This window comes from Paraburkholderia sp. BL27I4N3 (genome assembly GCF_003386115.1).
Lineage (GTDB): Bacteria > Pseudomonadota > Gammaproteobacteria > Burkholderiales > Burkholderiaceae > Paraburkholderia.
This window is the reverse complement of sequence record NZ_QREJ01000001.1, coordinates 2,391,633-2,411,065: the sequence shown is the minus strand read 5'-3', so window position 1 is coordinate 2,411,065 and position 19,433 is coordinate 2,391,633. Positions and strand designations below refer to the sequence as shown.

17 protein-coding genes and 2 pseudogenes are annotated in these 19,433 nt (G+C 64.8%); 12 read left to right on the top strand and 7 right to left on the bottom strand.

The window, feature by feature from the left end; all coding sequences use genetic code 11:
- Window positions 1-160: 160 nt before the first annotated feature.
- Entirely contained in the window at window positions 161-340 is a 180-nt protein-coding gene (locus B0G71_RS11095; RefSeq protein WP_106284300.1) for a hypothetical protein, read from the bottom strand.
- Window positions 341-512: 172 nt separating this feature from the next.
- Between B0G71_RS11095 and B0G71_RS11090 the strand changes: the two genes are divergently transcribed.
- Window positions 513-764: a DUF1488 domain-containing protein gene (locus tag B0G71_RS11090; protein ID WP_106284301.1), complete on the top strand. Its 252-nt coding sequence runs from the start codon at window positions 513-515 to the stop codon at window positions 762-764.
- Window positions 765-813: 49 nt separating this feature from the next.
- Here the strand turns inward: B0G71_RS11090 and B0G71_RS11085 are convergent, their stop codons facing one another.
- Entirely contained in the window at window positions 814-1,743 is a 930-nt protein-coding gene (locus B0G71_RS11085) for a LysR family transcriptional regulator (RefSeq protein ID WP_116141746.1), read from the bottom strand.
- Between the two features lie 261 nt (window positions 1,744-2,004).
- Here B0G71_RS11085 and B0G71_RS11080 point away from each other — a divergent pair, with 261 nt between their 5' ends.
- On the top strand, window positions 2,005-2,778 hold the full coding sequence (locus tag B0G71_RS11080) for an SDR family NAD(P)-dependent oxidoreductase (protein ID WP_116141744.1): 774 nt from the start codon (window positions 2,005-2,007) through the stop codon (window positions 2,776-2,778).
- Window positions 2,779-2,791: 13 nt separating this feature from the next.
- Here the strand turns inward: B0G71_RS11080 and B0G71_RS11075 are convergent.
- Window positions 2,792-4,234: pseudogene (locus tag B0G71_RS11075) on the bottom strand (DHA2 family efflux MFS transporter permease subunit); the annotation flags it as partial.
- Window positions 4,235-4,354: 120 nt separating this feature from the next.
- Here B0G71_RS11075 and B0G71_RS11070 point away from each other — a divergent pair.
- On the top strand, window positions 4,355-5,215 hold the full coding sequence (locus B0G71_RS11070; RefSeq protein WP_116117140.1) for a LysR family transcriptional regulator: 861 nt from the start codon (window positions 4,355-4,357) through the stop codon (window positions 5,213-5,215).
- Between the two features lie 145 nt (window positions 5,216-5,360).
- Here B0G71_RS11070 and B0G71_RS11065 read toward each other — a convergent pair whose 3' ends face one another.
- Window positions 5,361-5,798 carry a carboxymuconolactone decarboxylase family protein gene (locus tag B0G71_RS11065; protein WP_116141740.1) on the bottom strand — a complete coding sequence of 146 codons (438 nt, stop codon included), beginning with the start codon at window positions 5,796-5,798 and terminating at the stop codon, window positions 5,361-5,363.
- A 239-nt stretch (window positions 5,799-6,037) separates the two neighbouring features.
- Here B0G71_RS11065 and B0G71_RS11060 point away from each other — a divergent pair, with 239 nt between their 5' ends.
- On the top strand, window positions 6,038-7,087 hold the full coding sequence (locus B0G71_RS11060) for an NAD(P)/FAD-dependent oxidoreductase (protein WP_116141738.1): 1,050 nt from the start codon (window positions 6,038-6,040) through the stop codon (window positions 7,085-7,087).
- An 82-nt stretch (window positions 7,088-7,169) separates the two neighbouring features.
- Here B0G71_RS11060 and B0G71_RS11055 read toward each other — a convergent pair whose 3' ends face one another.
- Window positions 7,170-7,406 (bottom strand): hypothetical protein, encoded by a 237-nt coding sequence (locus B0G71_RS11055; RefSeq protein WP_116148501.1) that lies wholly within the window; start codon window positions 7,404-7,406, stop codon window positions 7,170-7,172.
- A 192-nt stretch (window positions 7,407-7,598) separates the two neighbouring features.
- Here B0G71_RS11055 and B0G71_RS11050 point away from each other — a divergent pair, with 192 nt between their 5' ends.
- The 5 genes and pseudogenes from B0G71_RS11050 (at window position 7,599) to B0G71_RS11030 (ending at window position 12,768) form a co-directional block, all read left to right on the top strand.
- Window positions 7,599-9,572: a PAS domain S-box protein gene (locus tag B0G71_RS11050; RefSeq protein ID WP_116141736.1), complete on the top strand. Its 1,974-nt coding sequence runs from the start codon at window positions 7,599-7,601 to the stop codon at window positions 9,570-9,572.
- Between the two features lie 210 nt (window positions 9,573-9,782).
- The gene (locus tag B0G71_RS11045) at window positions 9,783-10,961 is read left to right on the top strand and encodes an acyl-CoA dehydrogenase family protein (protein ID WP_116141734.1); all 1,179 of its coding nucleotides are present in this window, start codon (window positions 9,783-9,785) and stop codon (window positions 10,959-10,961) included.
- Window positions 10,962-10,985: 24 nt separating this feature from the next.
- Window positions 10,986-11,591: an SAM-dependent methyltransferase gene (locus B0G71_RS11040; RefSeq protein WP_116141732.1), complete on the top strand. Its 606-nt coding sequence runs from the start codon at window positions 10,986-10,988 to the stop codon at window positions 11,589-11,591.
- Complete coding sequence (locus B0G71_RS11035; protein ID WP_116117133.1) at window positions 11,588-12,244, top strand: glycosyltransferase family 2 protein; 657 nt, start codon at window positions 11,588-11,590, stop codon at window positions 12,242-12,244. The genes B0G71_RS11040 and B0G71_RS11035 overlap by 4 nt, the downstream gene beginning before the upstream one ends.
- A 33-nt stretch (window positions 12,245-12,277) precedes the next feature.
- Window positions 12,278-12,768: pseudogene (locus B0G71_RS11030) on the top strand (DUF421 domain-containing protein).
- Between the two features lie 10 nt (window positions 12,769-12,778).
- Here the strand turns inward: B0G71_RS11030 and B0G71_RS11025 are convergent.
- The gene (locus B0G71_RS11025) at window positions 12,779-14,176 is read right to left on the bottom strand and encodes an MFS transporter (protein ID WP_106284312.1); all 1,398 of its coding nucleotides are present in this window, start codon (window positions 14,174-14,176) and stop codon (window positions 12,779-12,781) included.
- 226 nt (window positions 14,177-14,402) lie between these two features.
- Between B0G71_RS11025 and B0G71_RS41320 the strand changes: the two genes are divergently transcribed.
- On the top strand, window positions 14,403-14,555 hold the full coding sequence (locus tag B0G71_RS41320; RefSeq protein WP_166679109.1) for a hypothetical protein: 153 nt from the start codon (window positions 14,403-14,405) through the stop codon (window positions 14,553-14,555).
- A 297-nt stretch (window positions 14,556-14,852) separates the two neighbouring features.
- Here B0G71_RS41320 and B0G71_RS41315 read toward each other — a convergent pair whose 3' ends face one another.
- On the bottom strand, window positions 14,853-14,993 hold the full coding sequence (locus B0G71_RS41315; protein WP_181916754.1) for a hypothetical protein: 141 nt from the start codon (window positions 14,991-14,993) through the stop codon (window positions 14,853-14,855).
- Between the two features lie 492 nt (window positions 14,994-15,485).
- Here B0G71_RS41315 and mprF point away from each other — a divergent pair, with 492 nt between their 5' ends.
- Both mprF and B0G71_RS11015 read left to right on the top strand, forming a co-directional pair.
- Window positions 15,486-18,038: a bifunctional lysylphosphatidylglycerol flippase/synthetase MprF gene (gene mprF, locus B0G71_RS11020; RefSeq protein WP_258875759.1), complete on the top strand. Its 2,553-nt coding sequence runs from the start codon at window positions 15,486-15,488 to the stop codon at window positions 18,036-18,038.
- A complete protein-coding gene (locus B0G71_RS11015; RefSeq protein WP_116141728.1) occupies window positions 18,035-19,306 on the top strand; it encodes a virulence factor family protein in 1,272 nt (423 codons plus the stop codon). The genes mprF and B0G71_RS11015 overlap by 4 nt, the downstream gene beginning before the upstream one ends.
- Window positions 19,307-19,433 lie beyond the last annotated feature (127 nt).

Below are 19,433 nucleotides of genomic sequence, written 5' to 3'. Positions count from 1 at the left end.
CACGTCGCTGCAAGCAGAAAAATAGTCCATCACGCGGGAAAAATAATCGGTAAAAAACAGGAAGAAATGTTTGGCTTATGAAAGCCGTCAGAAGGGAAAAATTTATGCGGCATCGCTGTTTAAATACAGCAAAGCCGCTCCTGGATTGATGCTAACTATTTCAGCCAACCGGCGGCTCACCCTCGCCGGGCTTTTTGCCGGGCCGGTCCGACGGCGCTTGATCGCGGCTTGCGTCGTCGCGTTCGGGCAGCTTGCTCTTTTCGTTGTCGCTGTGCGCGGCGGGTTGCGGATGTTCGACGTCGGCCGGTTTGTCTTTGGCGCTTTGTTTGGTTTCGCTCATGATCCTCTCCTGGGTGGATGACATGAGCATTGCAGCAAGCGGCAGACCTGGGCTCGTGCCTGGCGTTGCGGTCGGCTCTCGCCATCGCTGCGCGGAATTACAAACAAGCCCTTGACCCGTGCCCCCATTCAGCGCAACGTGGAACGAGAATCCTATAGTGCGGGAGTACGACATGTCCCTCAACTTCCCGAATCCCAGCCGCAGCTACGACGCCTCGCATCACTGCGTGAATTTCTGGGGCTACGACAACGCGCGCGAAATCGCTTTCGCCGTCAACCGTTCGGTGATTTCCAATCTGAGCCCGAGCGTGGGCTCAGACGAACCGGCGGTGCTCGCTGCGTTCGACCAGCATCGCGAGCAGATCCTCACGCTCGCGCGCGGCCTCTACCTCGGCGGCCCGCAGAACCGTTACACGATCTCCTGACGCGGCGCAGCACGTGGTGCCGACGCGCGGGGCGCGAGCGAATACGGGCTCAAGCCGCTGTTTCGCGCGGCGCGCCGCCTGTCAGCGAGACGACGAAATCGTAAAACGCCCGGACCTTGGCCGGCGGATGATGCCGCGAAGGATAGAGCGCATACAGCGGATAAACCTCGTCGCCCCAATCGGGAAATAGCTCGACGAGTTTTCCGCTCGCCATCAACGACTCGGCGCCGAGCGAGAGAATTTGCGCGACGCCCTGGCCGGTCGTGCAAGCGCTATGCAGGGTGCCCACGTCGTTCACGGTCAAACGGCCCTGCGGCGTGATCACGATTTTCTTGCGGCCGCGATGAAATTCCCAACTGAACGGGTAGCCCGTGAGCGGATCGCGGAACTTGATGCAGACATGCTTGCCGCTTTCGAGTTCGGCCGGATTCGCCGGGTGCCCGTGCTTCTTCAGATACGCCGGCGCGGCCACGGTGAGGATCCGCGTCTCCAGCAGTTTGCGCGCGATCAGCGTCGACACCGGCGGATCGCCGAAACGGATCGCGAGATCGAATCCGTCGCCGACCAGATCGCCCATCTGGTCGCGGGTGATCAGTTCGAGCTGCAGATCGGGATGCCTGTCGATGAAGCCGCCCAACCGTGGCCCGAGCACGAGGCGCGAAAAGAACGGGTCCATGTTCACACGCAAACGTCCGCGCACGGCGGTCGCGCCCTGCGCGGCGGAAGCCGCCGCTTCTTCGAGGCCGCCCAGCAACGGCACGATCTGCTCGTAGAAGCGCCGCCCTTCGTCGGTCAGCGTGACCGAACGCGTGGTGCGGTCGAAAAGCCGGATGCCCAGACGCGCTTCGAGCCGCGCGACCGAACGGCTCACCCCGGATTGCGACATGTCGAGCGCAACGCCAGCCGCCGCAAAACTCCCGGAATCGACAATCGCCGTCAAGACGCCCATGCCGTTCAGCATGCGCTCGTCAAATGGCATGTGATAGTCCTTTGTTATTTACTAATGCGTGACATGCTAACGCGAAAGTCCGTTTGAATTCACATGCCGGCTCGGGCAAACGCCGCCTGGTAAGGCGGACGAATGATGTCATGTCATGAGTGGAATGACAGTCAGGCTATCGCGTCAATTGAGCGGCGGGAGTTAGTCTGTTGATGTTCGCCCGAAGCACCGAGTCATGCGATTCTCGTCATGCATCAGGCATATTCGGATTCAGTTGGACTGAACAACGGAGAACACGCCATGTCGCGCATTTTTATTACCGGTTCCGCCGATGGTCTCGGTCAAATGGCCGCGCGTCTGCTCGTCGAGGCCGGCCACCAGGTGGTGTTGCATGCGCGCACTGCCGCGCGCGCGGACCAGGCACTGCAAGCCGTACCGCAAGCGGAAGCAGCGCTGATCGGCGACCTGTCGGGCATCGCGGCCACGATCGCGCTCGCCGGGCAAGTCAACCGGCTAGGCCGTTTCGATGCGGTGATCCATAACGCGGCGGTCGGCTATCAGGAACCGCGCCGGATTGCCACTGTCGACGGCTTGCCGCATGTCTTCGCGGTGAATACGCTGGCGCCTTACATTCTCACCGCCTTGATCCAGAAGCCGCGGCGGCTCGTTTATCTGAGCTCCGGGCTGCATCGCAGCGGCGACGCGAGCCTCGACGATCTTGCCTGGGAGCGGCGTCCCTGGCGGGGCACGGCGGCGTACTCGGACTCGAAACTGCACGACGCGTTGCTGGCGTTCGCGATGGCGCGGCGCTGGCCGCAGGTAATGTCGAATGCGCTGGAGCCGGGTTGGGTGGCGACGAAAATGGGCGGTCCGGGCGCGCCGGACGATTTGCAGGCCGCGCCGAAAACCCAGGTATGGCTTGCCGTCAGCGACGAGCCGGAGGCCACCGTCAGCGGCGCGTACTTCTATCACATGAAGCGCTGCGAGACACATCCGGCGGTTCACGACGTTGCCGTTCAGGAGCGTTTGATCGAGGCGTGTGCGGGGTTTTCCGGCATCCGCTTGCCGGACTGACGCAAGCGCCGAATCAGCGGCCCGCGCCCTGCGTCGCTTGCCGGCCCACCGGGCGCGAGGCAGGCGCTTCGTCGAGGTGACGAAACACCCACGCCGACACCAGCGTGATGATGCCGACGCACACGAAGGCGAGCCGAAAACCGAGCGCGGCCGATCCGACTTGCGCCGAGAAGAGATTCACCAACCCGCCGCCGATCGACACGCCCAGCCCGATAGCCAGCATCTGCACCATCGAAAAGAGGCTGTTGCCGCTGCCGGCGTCTTCATGCGAGAGGCCTTTGAGCGTGACGCTGTTCATCGCTGCGAATTGCATGGAGTTGGCCGCGCCGAACACCGCCAGGATCGCGATCTCGACCACGAGCGGCGTGCCGCGCGTAATCAGTGCGAACGCAACGATCGACGAACCGACGATGATCGTGTTGACCAGCAGGAAGGCATCGTAGCCATAGCGGTGCACGAGCGGCGCGATCCAGCGTTTGGCGACGGTGCCGGCGAGCGCCGCGGGCAGCATCATCAGACCGGAATGCAGCGGCGAGTAGCCCAGTTGCAATTGCAGCAGCAAGGGCACGAGAAAGGGCACGGCACTCGAACCGATGCGGCACACCAGGTTGCCGATCAGGCCCACGCTGAAATTCGGCTCGCGAAAGAGCGACAGTTTGAAGAGCGGATTGACGCGGCGTCTCGCATGCGGAATGTAGGCGAGCGCGCTGGCGACGGCAAGGGCGAATAGCGCCACCGACCATGCCGCGCGATGCGTTGGCATCGGCGAGTCCACGGCGAGCGAGAACGCGATCATGCACAACGAGAGCAACCCGCAGCCGACGAAGTCGAACGGCGGCGCCTTTGCTTCGCCATGCGATGGCAAGAAGCGCTGCACCGCATATAGACCCACGGCGCCGATCGGCACGTTGATGAGGAAAATCCAGTGCCACGTGATCGCCTGAACGAACCAGCCGCCGAGCGTCGGCCCGGCGATCGGGCCCAGTTGCCCCGCCACCGAAATGAACGCGAGCGCCGCGACATACTGGTCGCCCGTGACGCTGCGCAGGACGGCGAGCCGCCCGATCGGCAGCAGCATCGACCCACCCACGCCTTGCAGCACGCGCGCCATCACCAGTTGACCGAGCGTGTGCGCGCTCGCGCAGCAGATCGAGCCGAGCACGAAAACGAGAATGGCGGCGAAGTAGACGCGCCGCGTGCCGAAGCGGTCGGCGAGCCAGCCCGAGGCGGGCGTGAGCATCGCCATGGTCAGCGTGTAGGCGACCACGATCGGCTGCATCGCGAGCGGTGCGACGTGCAGGCTTTTGGCAATCGACGGCAATGCGGTGTTGACGATCGTCGTGTCGAGCGACTGCATGAAAAAGCCGGCGGCGACGATCCAGAGCAAAGCGGTCTGGGAAGAATCCTTGGTCATCTTTTCACCGGGCAGCGGGGCGGCGGCATGGGGCGGCCGTCTCGACGCCGAGTATTCAGTGGGGGCGACCCAGTCATCATATTGACATCCTCGTCAATCGGGAACCCCACTAAGGGCATTGACTGTTATCGACTTTGCCGATGAGCGGCGCGACAATGCCCCATGCTCAATCCCATCTGGCTCAAAACTTTTTCGACCGTCGCGGCCTGCCACAGCTTCACCGAGGCGGGGCGGCGACTCGACTTGACGCAATCGAGCGTCAGCGAACACATCCGGCGGCTCGAGCAGAGCGTGGGCCGGCGCCTGTTCGTGCGCGACACCCATTCGCTCGCGATGACGCCGGACGGTGAAGCCATGCTCGCGCACGCCAGCGTGATTCTGCAGGCGCTGGCGCGGGCCGAATCGCAGTTTCGCGCGCCGCGTCTGAAAGGCCGCGTGCGGCTCGGTTCCTCGGACGACGTCGCGCTCGGTCCGCTGCCCACCGTACTCGCCGCGTTTCGCGACGCGCATCCGGATGTCGAACTGGAAATCACCATCGGCATGACCGGCAAGCTGTATGAGTTGCTCGATGCGGGGGCGATCGATCTGCTGGTCGGCAAGCGCCGTCTCGGCGACAGGCGCGGCGTGCCGCTCTTCACCGGGCGGCTGGAGTGGCTGGCGCGCGCCGGTACGCTGGTCGACTTGAGTCAGCCCTTGCCGCTGATTCTGGTCGCCGAACCGAGCGTGACACGCGCCGTCGTGCTCGACGCGCTCGCCGAGGCGGGATTCAGTTGGCAGTTGGTGTGCACGAGCAGCAGCCACGCCGGTTGCATCGCGGCCGCGCGCGGCGGCCTCGGCATTACGGTTCGTCCGCAGTATCTGGCGGCACGCGGCCTTGCGGCGCCCCTGAACACGGCGAGTCTGCCGACGCTGCCATCGGTGGAATTCATCGCGCTGGCGGCGAAGCGGCTTAGCCGGCCGGCGGGCACGCTGCTGCAATTGCTGCACGACAGCGATTTGCGCGGATCGTGGATCGGGGAATAGCGGCGAGGCGTGCGACGCAAGGATCGACGCCATGCATTGACATGACGGCGAAGGATCGCGCACCGGCATAGCGAATCCGCGTGGTGCGTGCCGCCGCTTTCCAACCGAAGCGGACTGAACTGAATTGTTTGTGAGCGCGTGCCGCTTAGGCGGGCAGCTTGCGGAACGAAATCGCGAAGCGGTTCCATGCGTTGATCGCGGAAACCAGCAGCGTCAAATCGACCAGTTCTTCGTCGCTGAAGTGCGGGCGCACCGCTTCCCAAACGGCGTCGGGCACGTGCTCTTGCGATACCAGCGTCAGCGCTTCCGTCCATTCGAGCGCGGCGCGTTCCCGGTCCGTGAAGAACGGCGTTTCGCGCCAGACCACCACGGTCGCCAGACGACGGTCGGTTTCGCCGCCCTTGCGGGCGTCGGCAGTGTGCATGTCGACGCAGTATGCGCAGCCGTTGATCTGCGAGGCGCGCAGACGAACCAGTTCGGTCAGCGATTTTTCGAGCGCCGATTTGCCGATGCGTTCTTCAACGCCGATCATGGCCTTGATCGCGGCGGGGTTGGCTTTGTAGAAGTCGAGACGTTGTTCCATGATTTGCTCCTGAGTTGGGTTGGACGCATTCCGCGATGCGATGGGGGAAGATTAGGCGCATGACTGGCTTCGGGAAATGACCGATTATGGTTATTTTCAGGTAACCACTTTGACGCGGTGAGCGGGCGCGCACGCGGCCCGCCGAGCGTCCTTACCGACCGTAATGGCATCGTTGCCGCGCATCGGCCGATTCGGTATGGTGGGTCATTCACCCATCTACCCATCCGAAGAGATCGCGCATGACTTCCGCCGCAGACCAGCAACCGCCGCCGATCCGTACCGACGTCCTGATCGTCGGCGCCGGCCCGGTGGGGCTTTTCGCCGCTTTCGAGGCGGGCGTGATCGGCCTGTCCTGCCAGATCGTCGACGGGCTCGACAAGATCGGCGGCCAATGCATCGAGCTTTATCCCGACAAGCCGATCTACGACATTCCCGCCATTGCTTCGTGCACCGCGCGCGAACTGGTCGAGCGACTGCTGGCGCAATGCAAGCCGTTCGATCCGCCTATCCATCTCGAACAACGGGTCGAGTCGGTCGAGCAGGGCAGCGACGGACGCTGGACGGTACGTACCGGGCGTGGCCTCGTGTTCGATGTCGCGGCGATCCTGCTGGCCGCCGGCAACGGCGCGTTCGTGCCGCAAAAGCTGGCCTTGGCCGAGGCCGTACCGCTGGAGTCGCGTCATGTGCACTACAGCGTGCCGCGTCTCGCGGACTTCACCGACAAGGTCGTGGTCGTGGCGGGCGGCGGCGATTCCGCGCTCGACTGGGCGCTGGCGCTGCGCAAGGTCGCGCGCCGGGTGACGCTCGTGCATCGGCGCAGCGGTTTCAGCGCGGCTGATTCGAGCGTCGCGTCGATGCGGCGCGCGGTCGAGGCGGGCGAGATGGACTTTATCGTCGGCGCGATTGCGGGGCTCGACGTCGAAGGCGATGCATTGAAGTCGATCACGTTGCGACATATCGACGGAGAGACGCAACTCGCGGCCGAGCATCTCGTCGCGCTCTATGGACTCGTTGCCGATCTTGGGCCGATCGCGAAGTGGGGGCTATCGATTCACGCGGGGCGCGTCGATGTCGATACGTCGAACTATGAGAGTTCGCGGCCCGGCATCTTCGCGGTGGGCGACATCGCCAATTATCCGAACAAGCAGAAGCTGATTCTGTCGGGCTTTCATGAGGCATCGCTGGCGCTGCGCCGAGCGTACTCGTACGCTTACCCGGACAAAAAGCGTGTGCACGTGCATTCGAGCTACGACGCGAAGCTGGCGGCAAAGGTCAGTGCCGCCGGGTGACCATCTCGCCGAGATAGCGGTTTCCTGATTGATCCAGCCGGCAGTAACCGCAGGCCACTACCGGCTCTTTTCCACACGCCGCTTATTTCCCGGCGGGTTGACTCGCGGCCGCGGCCGCGCTGGCTTCCTTGTCCTTCTTCTTGGCCTCGTGATGGCCGATCGCGCAGCCGGCCGCCGCGCCCGCTACGCCATGGTCACCCGCGACGTGGCCGGCCACGCCGCCCACTACCGCGCCTTTCGTACAGCCTTCGGCTTGCACGGCAGTGCAGGTGAGTGCCAGCGCGGCACTGAGAGCGAGGGTAATGAATGCCTGTTTCAATTGCGACTCCTGTTGTTTGATGATGGTGCGATCACGGAGTAGCAATTGCGGGGCCCGGCGATCCCGCCAGCGCTTTTCTCGACGCGGACTCTGGCGCCGGGCCGTTCGCGCGGACCTCAGGTGAAACCATAGGCCAAGCGGGCGATGATTGGCGGTGTATGCTTTTGGCCGTAGCCCTTATTTCCGACCACAATGAAACCGCTTGATGTCCCTTCCGCCAGCGAAAACGGCCAGCCCGTCACCGTCCCGGCCGCGGTCCGCCCGGGCGCGGCTGTCGAGGTCGACTACTGGGCGCTGCTGCAGGCAATCGAAGACTATGCGATCTTCCTGCTCGACCCGACCGGGCTGATCATGAGTTACAATGCGGGGGGGCACAAGCTGACGGGTTACTCGGAGCAGGAGATCGTCGGCGAGCACTTTTCGCGTTTCTATACCGAGGAAGCCGTGGCGCGCGGCTGGCCCGCCTACGAACTGCAACAGGCGTCGCTGACCGGCCGTTTCGAAGACGAAGGCTGGCGCAAGCGCAAGGACGGCACGACCTTCTGGTCGAATGTCGTGATCACGTCGATGCGCAACGACGCGGGCATACTCACCGGCTTTGCCAAGATCACGCGCGATTTGAGCGCGCAACGCGAGTACGTGGAGGCGCTGCGGCAAAGCGAGGAGCGTTTCCGTTTGCTGGTCGACTGCGTGAAGGATTACGCGATCTTCATGCTCGACCCGCAAGGCTACGTGGTGAGCTGGAATTCGGGCGCCGCGCGCATCAAAGGTTATACGCGCGAGGAAATCGTCGGCCGGCATTTCTCGACCTTCTACTTACCTGAGGAAGCGGCGGCCGGCAAGCCCGCGCGCGAACTGGCGATTGCCCGGCAGCTCGGCCACGTCGAGGACGAAGGCTGGCGCGTGCGCAAGGACGGCACGACTTTCTGGGCCAACGTCGTCATCACGGCGGTGCATGACGAATCGAACCGGCTGCGCGGCTTCGCCAAGGTCACGCGCGATCTGACCGAGCGGCGTCAGCGCGAAGAACTGGAACGTTCGGGCGAGCGCATGCGCCAGTTTCTCGCGACCCTCGCCCATGAGTTGCGCAATCCGCTCGCGCCGGTACGCAACGCGATCGGCGTGATGCAACTCGAAACCGGTGTGAGCCCCACAGTGGCACGTTCGCGCGACCTGATCGACCGGCAGGTCGCGCACCTCACGCGGCTCGTCGACGATCTGCTCGACGTTGGCCGGATCATGTCGAACAAGGTCGAGTTGCGCTTCGGCCGTGTCGATCTGGCCGAGGTCATGGCGCGCGCGATCGAGGCGGCCCGGCCGTTCACCGATGCGCACGAGCAGCGGGTCGTCCAGCATATGCCCGACGAGCCGGTGTTCGTGCGCGGCGACATGACGCGCCTCGTGCAGGTGTTGCAGAACCTCTTGCACAACTCGGCAAAATTCTCGCCGGTCGGCAGTGCCATCGATGTCGCGGCGCGAGTCGACTACCAGATGGCCGTGCTCGAAGTGCGCGATGCGGGTTGCGGCATTCCTGTGCGCTCACTCGACAAGATCTTCGAACTGTTTGCTCAGGAAAAGGACGGGCAGAATACGGGCGAGGGCGGTCTCGGCATCGGCCTCACGTTGTGCAAGTCGCTCGTCGAGATGCACGGTGGCAGCATTATCGCGAGCAGCGAAGGGCCGGGCTGCGGCAGCACCTTCACGCTGAGTCTGCCGCTGGCTGCCGCGCTACCCGAAGCAACGGGCGATGAAGCGAACGCGGCGAACACCGAAGTCGCGCCGCTGCGCATTCTGCTGGTCGATGACAATCGCGATTCGGCCGACAGTCTCGCCATGCTGCTCGAACTCAAAGGCCACGAGGTGCGCATCGCCTACGAGGGCGAGCAGGCGGTGCTGATCGCGCCGCGTTTCGCGCCTCATCTCGCGGTGATCGACATCGCGATGCCGAAGATGGACGGCTACGAGACGATTGCGGCACTGCGCGTCATGCCCGCGCTTGCCAACACGCGGTACGCCGCCATGACTGGCTTTGGCCACGCGAGCGATCGCGAGCGTACCCGCGAAGCCGGTTTCCATGCGCATCTCGTGAAGCCGGTCGGACTCGAACTGTTCGATGCCCTGCTGGCCGACGTGGAAGCGCGGCGCAGCGAACGCGGTCCCGACTAGCCGTTCAGGCAGGGCGCGCTTCCCTCATACCAGAGCGGTGTGACGGCTTGCGCGCCTGGGCATTCCCGATTCCTGAAGAAAGGTGTTGCGCGTTCGGGCGTCCGGCGTTCGACTTCCGATGTTCGAGGCACGCCACTTGCTGTGGGTCTTCTGTGCGCGGCGGCCCTTGAGAGTCCGCCGGCAGTCGATGAACAGCTTCAGGGAGGCACGATGCTCGATACGCGTGGCCGTACGGCGGGCGCCAACGCGCGGCCGCCGCAAAACGCCGGCATGATCGCATCTCGCGATTGCCATGTCGGGGCGGGCGGAACGCCCAAGGACGCGAAACCCGCCGCGTCGCTCGACAATTTTCTGCGTGATACGCGTTTCGATTCCGGCGACCCCGTCGCGCTCGGCGGCGTGTTGCGCGCGCTGGTCGAGCGCGGCTACGACCGTGCGCCTGACATGCCCTTGCCCGGGCACGGCGAAACGCTGGTGCGCTGGCGTACCTTGGCCGCAGTAGCCGCGTGCGATCTCGGGCTCGTCAAGCTGTTTGAAGGACACACCGATGCGCTCGCGATTCTCGCCGAGCTGCGAGGCCCCACGCCGCCCGCGGGAAGCCGCTGGGGCGTCTGGGCCGCCGAGCCGCCCGATGCGCGCGTGCAAGCGCTCAAGGTAGGAATCCGAAGCGATGGCGAAAACCTTCGCCTCACCGGCACGAAAGCGTGGTGCTCGGGCGCGGGTGTGGTCACGTATGCGCTCGTTACCGCATGGTTGGACGATGAGCCGGTGCTGGCGGCCGTCGCAATGAATCAGCCGTCCATCTCGATCGACACGTCGAAGTGGCAGGCGGTCGGCATGCAGGCCACCGCAAGCGCGGACGTGAGCTTCGACCAGGCATCGGCGACACTCGTGGGCGGCGCGCATGCCTATGTACGGCGCCCCGGCTTCTGGCACGGCGGCGCCGGCATCGCCGCGTGCTGGTACGGGGCCGCCGCGCAGATCGCGCGCATGCTGCGCGCCGCGTGCACACGGCGCGCGGATCCGCATTGGCTTGCCCACCTCGGTGCGGTCGAGGTGGCATTGGCCGGCGCGGCCGCGGTATTGCGCGAGACCGCCGCGCACATCGACGCGAATCCGTTAGCCGACTCGCAGCGCGAGACCCTGCGCGCGCGCCTGGTGGTGGAAGAGGCCTCGACGGCCGTGATGAATCACGCTACGCGTGCGCTTGGCGCCGGCCCGTTGTGCCGCGACGCGCGCTTCGCACGTGCGCTGGCGGATCTGCCGGTGTTCCTGCGGCAGAGCCACGCGGAGCGCGATCTCGCTGCGCTCGGTGAGCTGATCGCCGCAGCGGAACCCGCCGACGGTCGTGACGGTCCTGATGCCGGAGGTGCCCCGTGGATGCTGTGACGTCATACACGGAGGGCCGCTGACATGAGCTCACCGGCTACCTACTTCGACGAACTCTATCGACACAGCGACGATCCGTGGAAGTTGCGCGAAGGCTGGTACGAGAGCCGCAAGCGGTCGTTGACGCTCGCGTTGCTGCCGCGCCCGCGCTACCGGAGTGCGTTCGAACCCGGCTGCGCGAACGGCGAACTGACCGTCGAGCTGGCGAAGCGTTGCGACATGCTGCTCGCGGCGGATCTGCATGAGCGCGCGGTGCAGCTTGCACGCGAGCGCGTTGCCGACGCGCCGCACGTCCGCATCGAACAGCGCACGGTGCCGCGCGAGTGGCCGACCGAGGCCGGGCCGTTCGATCTGATCGTGATCAGCGAATTCGCCTATTACCTCGATTCGGCGGAGCTGGAAACGCTGGCTGCTCGCATCGCCGCCTCGCTGACCACGGACGGCACGCTGCTCGCCTGTCACTGGCGCCGGCCCTTCGCCGAAGCGCTCGAATCCGCCGATGCCGCGCATGCGCTGTTCGACGCACGCTGCGGCCTCACGCGTCTCGCGCATCACGATGAAGCCGACCTGCTGATCGATGTCTGGTCGCGCGACGCACGCTCGGTCGCGCAACGCGAGGGGCTCCTATGATCGGCGTGATCGTTCCGGCGCATAACGAAGAGGCGTTGCTGGCGCCGTGCCTCGCTGCCTTGATCGCGGCCTCGCGCCACGAGGATCTGGCGGGCGAAACGGTGCGCATCGTGGTCGTGCTCGACGCATGCGACGACTTCAGCGGGGCGATCGCACGGGCCTACGGCGTCGAGACGCTGACGCTGAAGGCGCGCAATGTCGGCATTGCGCGCGCGGCGGGCGCGGACTTCCTGCTGGCGGACGGCGCGCGCTGGCTCGCGTTCACCGACGCCGACAGCCGCGTCTCGTCAGGCTGGCTGGTGGCGCAGCTTTCGCTGGAAGCTGACGCGGTGTGCGGCTCGATTGCCGTCGACGACTGGACCGCGCATCCGCACAGCGTGCGCGAATACTTCCGCAAAACTTACGTGGATGCCGACGGTCATCGTCATATTCACGGTGCGAACCTCGGCGTGTCGGCCGACGCCTACCGGCGCGCGGGCGGCTTTCCGCCGCTCAAGTGCAGCGAGGACGTGGCGCTGGTCGACCGGCTGATCGCGATCGGCGCGCGCATCGCGTGGAGCGCGGCGCCGCGCGTGATTACGAGCGCGCGCGCAGCGGCTCGCGCTCGCGGCGGCTTCGGCGATACGCTTGCGGCGTGGGCGGCCGCCGGATAAAGGCGCCGCCTGCTACAACAGGAGGGCGACAGCATGGAAGCGTTCTTGCTGCTGTTCGGTCAAGGCAGGATGCTCGACCCGCTGCAGATGGCCATGCGCTCGATCGTCGTGTTTCTGATCGCGCTGGTGCTGATCCGCATTTCGGGCCGACGCTCGTTCGGACAACGCTCGCCATTCGACTCGGTGGTGGTGATCCTGCTCGGCGCGATGTTGAGCCGGGCCATCGTCGGTGCGTCGCCGTTTATCGCCACCGTCGTGGCGTCGTTCGCAATCGTCGTCTGCCACCGGGCGTTGGCGTGGGTATGCATGCGCTCGCGCGCGCTGGAGCGGCTGGTGGGCGGCGTCGAACGCGAGGTGTTCAGCAACGGCGAATTCAACGCGCGCGAGATGGACGCGGCGTTGATCAGCCGAACCGACTTCAGGAAAGCGTGCGGCAGAAAACCGGCTCACGTTCAATGGAAAACGTGGCCGCGGCGATTCTCGAGCGCAACGGCGAAGTGAGCGTGATCCGCAAGAAGGCGTGAGTCGAACCGGTCAGCCCCGGCCACCGCGCGAGATTTCTTCGCCGGCTCCGCGCGGCATGCGCAGCGTGACCGGAATCGACGCGAACGAGCATAGTCCAACCACCAGAAACGCCGGCCAGAAATCCGACCATGTGATGCCAGGATGCCCATGCAACACGCGTGAGATCTGCAGCACGATGCCGCCGATCGTGACGCCGAGGCCGAGCGACATCTGCTGCACGACGCTGCCGAGACTCGTGGCGCGGCCCACATCGCGGCTCGCGATTTCCGCGTAAGTGAGCGAGTTCAGACTCGTGAATTGCAGCGCCGGGAAGAAGCCACCGAGCAGCACGATCACCCAGATGATCCAGGTCGGCGTGCCGGGGAAAAACAGTCCGCACGCAGCGATTGAAAGTCCGGACAACGCGGCGTTCACTACCAGCACCGAACGGAAACCGAAACGATGCAGCACGCTCGAGGCGACCGTGCGCATGAACATGCCGCCGAATGCGGACGCGCAGGTGATCAGGCCGGATTCGAACGCGCTCATGCCGTGGCCTTCCTGCAGCATCAGCGGCAACAGGAACGGCAGCGCGCCGAGGCCGATCCGGAACAACGAACCGCCCAGCACGCTCGCCTGGAACGTGGGCACCTTGAAAAAGCGCAGGTCCAGCAGCGGCAGCGGGACGCGCTGCGCGTAGGCGACATAGGCCGCGAGCAGAACCGCGCCGCACGCGCACATGCCGAACGCGTCGCCGTTGGAAATCAGTTCGCCGCCGACCAGCGACAGCCCGAGCAGAAGCAGCACCGCGCCCGCCGCCGACAGAAAAAAACCGATCCAGTCGAGCGGGCCCGGGTCCGGTTCGCGCGTGTTGGCGATGTGCTTGTTGGTCAGATAGATGCCGAGGATGCCGATCGGCACGTTGATGAAGAAAATCAGGCGCCAGTGCAGATAGGTGGTGATGAAGCCGCCGAGCAGCGGCCCCGCGGCCGGGCCGAGCATCGCGGGAACGCTCAGATAGTTCATCGCGCGGATGAAGTCGGCCTTGTGCACCACGCGAAAGATAATGATCCGCCCGACCGGCACCATCATCGCGCCGCCCACGCCTTGCACGAAGCGCGCGAGCGTGAAGGTGGCGAGAGAATTCGACGCGGCGCACAGCAGCGAACCCGTCACGAAGATACCGATCGCCGTGCGGAAGATCGTGCGTGCGCCGAACCGGTCGGCGAGCCAGCCGCACACGGGGATAAACACGCCCAGTCCCAGCACGTAGCTCGTCACCGCGATTTTCAGCGTGACCGGATCGCGCCCGAAGTCGCGCGCCATGGCGGGTAGCGCGGTCACGATCACGTTCGCGTCGACGCTTTCCATGAACATCGCGCAGGCGACGATAAGGGGCGCAATCAGGGCTTTCTGGACGGCGGTCATGAAGGCGGGCTGCGGCGAACGGTCGCAGGCAAAGGGGCCATTATTGCACCTGTACGGTGCGGTTTGTTAATAGCGCGGCGGCCGATGCCACCCTTTTTAAGTCGGGCGACCGGGCATGTGACCGTCATGCAACAGTCGGTCGTTTTATTGATATTTGTTGCAGTGCGGCAGGAGGCGGTTATAATCGGGTTATTGCCTAGGTATAAACCCTATACAGGAGTCCGCCATGAACACCGCTTCCAACGCTTCCGCCGTCCGCGCTACCGTCGCCGCCAACAGCACTTTCTTCGGCAAGCTGCGCGCCTTGGCCCTGCATGCCCTGAACCTGCATCTGCAAAACTGCGCCGTGATCGCCGAGGCGCATCGCCGTCCGGAGTAAGACAAAGGCCGCGCGCCGCATGCGCTGACTGATAGAGCAGGGCGCTGACATGCGCCCCGTCTGTCATGCGCACGTCGCCACGGCTTAGCATTATTTCTGCGTCATTCATGCCAGCCAGGCCGCGATGTCACCGCGGCTTGGCTGGCATGCGCAGCGAGCGCTGAGCGAACCGATTCCCCATTATTCGAAAATCGTTGCAGCGGCGGCACGCGCATATCGCGCGCTGTGTGCGGTCCTTTCGTCACGCCGGTCGTGTTTGATCTCGTACGGCATCTGGGCCGTACATCGTGGCCTGAGTCAGTCGCGGGCGCGGCGCGACACCTTCGCTACGGTCTTGCGTTCCATGGTCGCTCGCGTGGCGAGCGCGCTCATCAACAGCGCCATGGACACCAATCCGACCAGATACACGCCTGCCATCATCCAATCCTGTTCCGCCATCTTCTTTCTCCTTCAAGTACCGAATTTCACCCGGCAAATGTGCCGCGTTTCACTGAGCTATTGCTCTCGATTACGGCACGCGAAGAGAAAATCTTGATGCTGCGCTTCCATGGTTCGAGCGATACAGCGTGCGCGCACGCTCGGCGCCATGTCGAATCTTCATTCGCGGCGCGTAAATAGCGTTTAAACTTCAGCCCCCTGTCAGCTACCGGGCGCGTCCCGTCACAGCCCAATCGGCAATATCGACCGTTTTATTCGCGCATATCGCCGCAGCGCGCCGCGCGGCGCTTTCAGCTCCGAAGGCCGGCTAAGGTTAAACCCCGCAATCCGGCTGACGCTGTCAACCTTTTCACCCCAATGCCGTTATCCATTTGTAATCGCCAATAACCGGCGATGCCGCGGCAGACGATCCGTCGTCGCAACAGTTCCACGCAAGGCCCAGCATTGACCATGTTCCATCGATATAACTATAAATTCGACCGGCTAGGCGCGATGTTCGACCGTGCATCGAAAACGCTTGGCAACCGGGGACTTCTCTCGCCCCTGCTCGCACTCGTGATTGGCGCGTTGCTGCTGGTCGTCTTGCAACATCTCTCGCAAGCAGTCGACTATCGCTCGGTGATGCATGAGTTGCGTCGGCTGACGGCCGGCGAATGGAGCGCCGCGCTCGGCGCCACCGCGCTCAGCTATGTGGCGCTGGTCGGCCGCGATGCCGTCGGTTTGCGCTATCTGGGTGCGCTCGTGCCGCGTGTGGCGCTGTGGATCGGCGCAACGGCGGGCTCGGCGCTCGGCAACGCCACCGGTTTCGGCGCGCTGACGGGCGGCGCCGTGCGCGCGCGCGTCTACGGCGTGGCGAGCGTCACGCCCGCGCAGATCGGCCGCATGACCGTGTTCACGAGCGTGTCGCTCGCGCTCGCACTGGTGTTGATGACGGCGCTCGGCATGGTCGGCGTGGCCGGCACGCTCGCACCGATGCTGCATCTCGAACCCGTCACGCTGCGTTGGATCGGCATGGCGCTGCTCGCCGTGCTCGCATCGGCCGCCGCCGCGTGTCGCCGCGACACGCGCCCGGTTCGCACGCGGTGGCAGTGGCTCTCGTTCGATATCCCCGCGCGCCGCGACCTGCTCGCGCAAGTGGCGCTCGCAGTGCTCGACGTGGTGGCCGCCGGCCTCGCCTTGTGGGCGCTGCTGCCGCATGCGGATGTGAGCTTCGTGACCTTCATCACGGTCTACGCCGCGGCCATGCTGCTCGGCATGATCGGCCACACGCCCGGCGGCGTCGGCGTGTTCGAAGCGGCGATGGTGTTCACGCTGAACGGCAGCGTGCAAACGCATCAGATGGTTGCCGCCTTGCTCGCGTATCGCGCGATTTACTTCGGTGTCCCGTTGATCGTTTCGGCCGCGCTGCTCGCCGGTTTCGAAGGGCGCGCGCTGAAAAGCCGTTTGCCGCTGCAATATGCCGCTGCGGCGTCCAGGCTCGCGCCGCTGTTTCTGAGTCTCGTCACCTTCGTGGTCGGCGGCATGCTGGTCATTTCCAGCGCGACGCCCGCGTTCTGGCAACGCATTTACATACTGCGCGACGTGCTGCCGCTGTGGGTGCTCGAAAGTTCGCAGATGCTTTGCAGCGTGCTCGGTGTGCTGCTGCTGTTCGTCGCGCGTGGTTTGATGCGCCGGCTGGACGCCGCATGGTGGATGACGCTGCTGCTCGCGGTGCTGAGTCTCGCGTTGTCGCTGACCAAGGGTCTGGCGTTCGTGGAAGCCGGGGTGCTCGGCATGCTCGTCGTGTTGCTGCTGTCCACGCGCCGGCGTTTCAACCGTCATTCGTCGCTGTTCGCCGAGCGCTTTACGGCGGGCTGGCTGGTGTCCGTCGCGATGGTGCTGATGCTGGCCACGTGGGTCATGCTGTTTGCTTTCCGCGACGTGCCGTATACCCGCGACCTGTGGTGGCAATTCGCTTTCGACGAACGCGCGCCGCGTGCGCTGCGCGCGACGCTCGCCGCAAGTGTGTTCGCCGCGACATTCTCGTTCTGGCAGCTGCTGCGTCCCGCGCCGGGGCGCTTCGTCAAACCGGCGCCGGCAGATCTGCACGACGCGGCGCGCATCGTGCGCGCGCAGGAACGCAGCGACGCCGGTCTCGCGCTGATGGGCGACAAGAGCTTCCTGTTCTCCGAGTCGCGCGAGGCTTTCCTGATGTACGCGAAATACGGCCGCACGTGGGCCGCTTTGCACGATCCGGTGGGTCCGCGCGAAGAGTGGGCCGGCCTGATCAGCAAGTTCGTCGCGCTTGCTCACGCGCACGGCGGGCGCGCGGCGTTCTATCAGGTGCGCGCCAACGCCTTGCCGCTTTACCTCGACGCCGGTCTCACGCTGATGAAGCTCGGCGAGGAAGCGCACGTCGTGCTGGACGATTTCGACCTGAAGGGCTCGCATCGCGCGCACCTTCGCTATGCGCTAAAGCGCGGCGAGCGTGATGGCTTCACCGTCGAAGTGATCGATCAGGCGAACGTACCCGCATCGCTCGAGACGCTGCGCGAGATTTCCGACGGCTGGCTCGACAGTCGCGACGCGCGCGAAAAGAGCTTCTCAGTGGCGGCCTTTACGGACGAATATCTCGCTGCGCAATCGGTGATGCTGGTGCGCCAGAACGGTGAGCCCGCTGCCTTCGTCACCTTCATGACGACCGACCTGAACACCGAAGCGACCGTCGGCGTGATGCGTCATGTGGAAAGCGCGTCGCCATATGCCATGGAATATCTGTTCACGCAGTTGGCGCTGCATCTGAAACAGGCGGGTTTCCGCTCGCTCAGTCTCGGCATCGCGCCGCTTTCCGGCATGCAACCCACGCCGCTCGCGTCGCGCTGGCATCGCCTCGCCGGCATCGTATGGCGCTTCGGCGGCCGTTTCTATAACTTCCGCGGACTGCGTGCTTTCAAGAGCAAGTTCCAGCCGCATTGGGAGCCGCGCTATCTCGCGGCGTCGGGTTCGGTCGGCGTGTTCTTCACGCTCGCGGACCTGTCATTGCTGGCAGGAGGCCGGCGTTCATGACATTGCATTCGTTGTTCAAGCTCGTTCTCGCAACGAGCCTCGTGACCGGTGGCGCACTCGCGCACGCGGCAACCACTACGACTACCACGGTGCCCGGCGGCCGCTATGGCGACGTCACGGTCACGCAACGGGCCGGTCCGTTGCGCGGCTTCGTGGTGCTGTACTCGCAGGCGAGCGGCTGGAGCGCGGCGGACCAGCAGAGCGCCGACGCGCTCGCCAAGGCCGGTGCGTTGACTGTCGGTGTCGACACGGCTCGCTACGCCGCCAATCTGGTCGCGAAGAAAGAGGCCTGCCATCAACTGGTGGGCGATGCGGAAGCGTTGAGCCATCAGCTCGAACGTCAATCGCGATCGAGCCATTATTTCGCGCCGATTGTCGCGGGCACGGGCCAGGGCGCGACGCTAGCCATGCACGTGCTCGAACAGGCGCCGTCGAACACGATTGCCGGCGCGGTCGCGGTGGACGCCGAGCACACGCTCGATGCACGCTTTCAGCCATGCCCACCGGACCCGACGATTATCCGCGACAAGGTGCCGGGTTTCGTCGAAAAGGCGGCCACGGGTAACGCCGATCGCGCGCGCCTCGTCGCGTTGCTCACGCCGCATTTGCAGGCCGTGTCGACGAGCGACGACGACGTCTCCGATCTGCCGCTCATCGAACTGCCGGCGGCGCATCCGAACGGCCTGATGGCCATCGTGATTTCCGGCGACGGCGGCTGGCGCGATCTCGACAAGACGATCGCGCAGGCTTTGCAGAAAGACGGCGTCTCCGTGATCGGTTGGGACAGCCTTCGCTATTTCTGGAGCGAGAAGCCGCCCGCGCAAACCAGCCGCGACCTCGCGCGCGTGATGCAAACCTACGGCGCGCGCTGGAACGCGCAGCATATCGCGCTCGTCGGCTATTCGTTCGGCGCGGATGTGATGCCGTTCGCCTATAACCGTCTGCCCGAAGCGTTGCGCGCGAAGGTAGCGCTGATCGCGCTGCTCGGCTTCGCGCCCGATGCCGATTTTCAGATTCGCGTGGGCGGCTGGCTCGGCATGCCGGCCAGCGACAAGGCGTTGAAGGTCCAACCTGAATTGACGCGCGTGCCGCCCGCCATCGTGCAGTGCTTTTACGGCGAGAGCGAGAAGGACACCTTGTGTCCGGCGCTGACCAAAAGCGGCATCGAGGTGATCCGCACTTCGGGCGATCACCACTTTGGCGGCGATTACAACTCGCTTGAAAAGCGCATTCTCGGCGCCTTCAGGAAGCAGAGCGGCGTGCATTGACCGTCGCATCGCGCATGGCAATCAGCAGGATTGACAAAGCGCCTCAAGTCAACGAAGATGCAACGCATGAACTGCCTCGACATCCGTATTGCGCTGATTATTAGCATCATTCATCGAATGGTGGGTT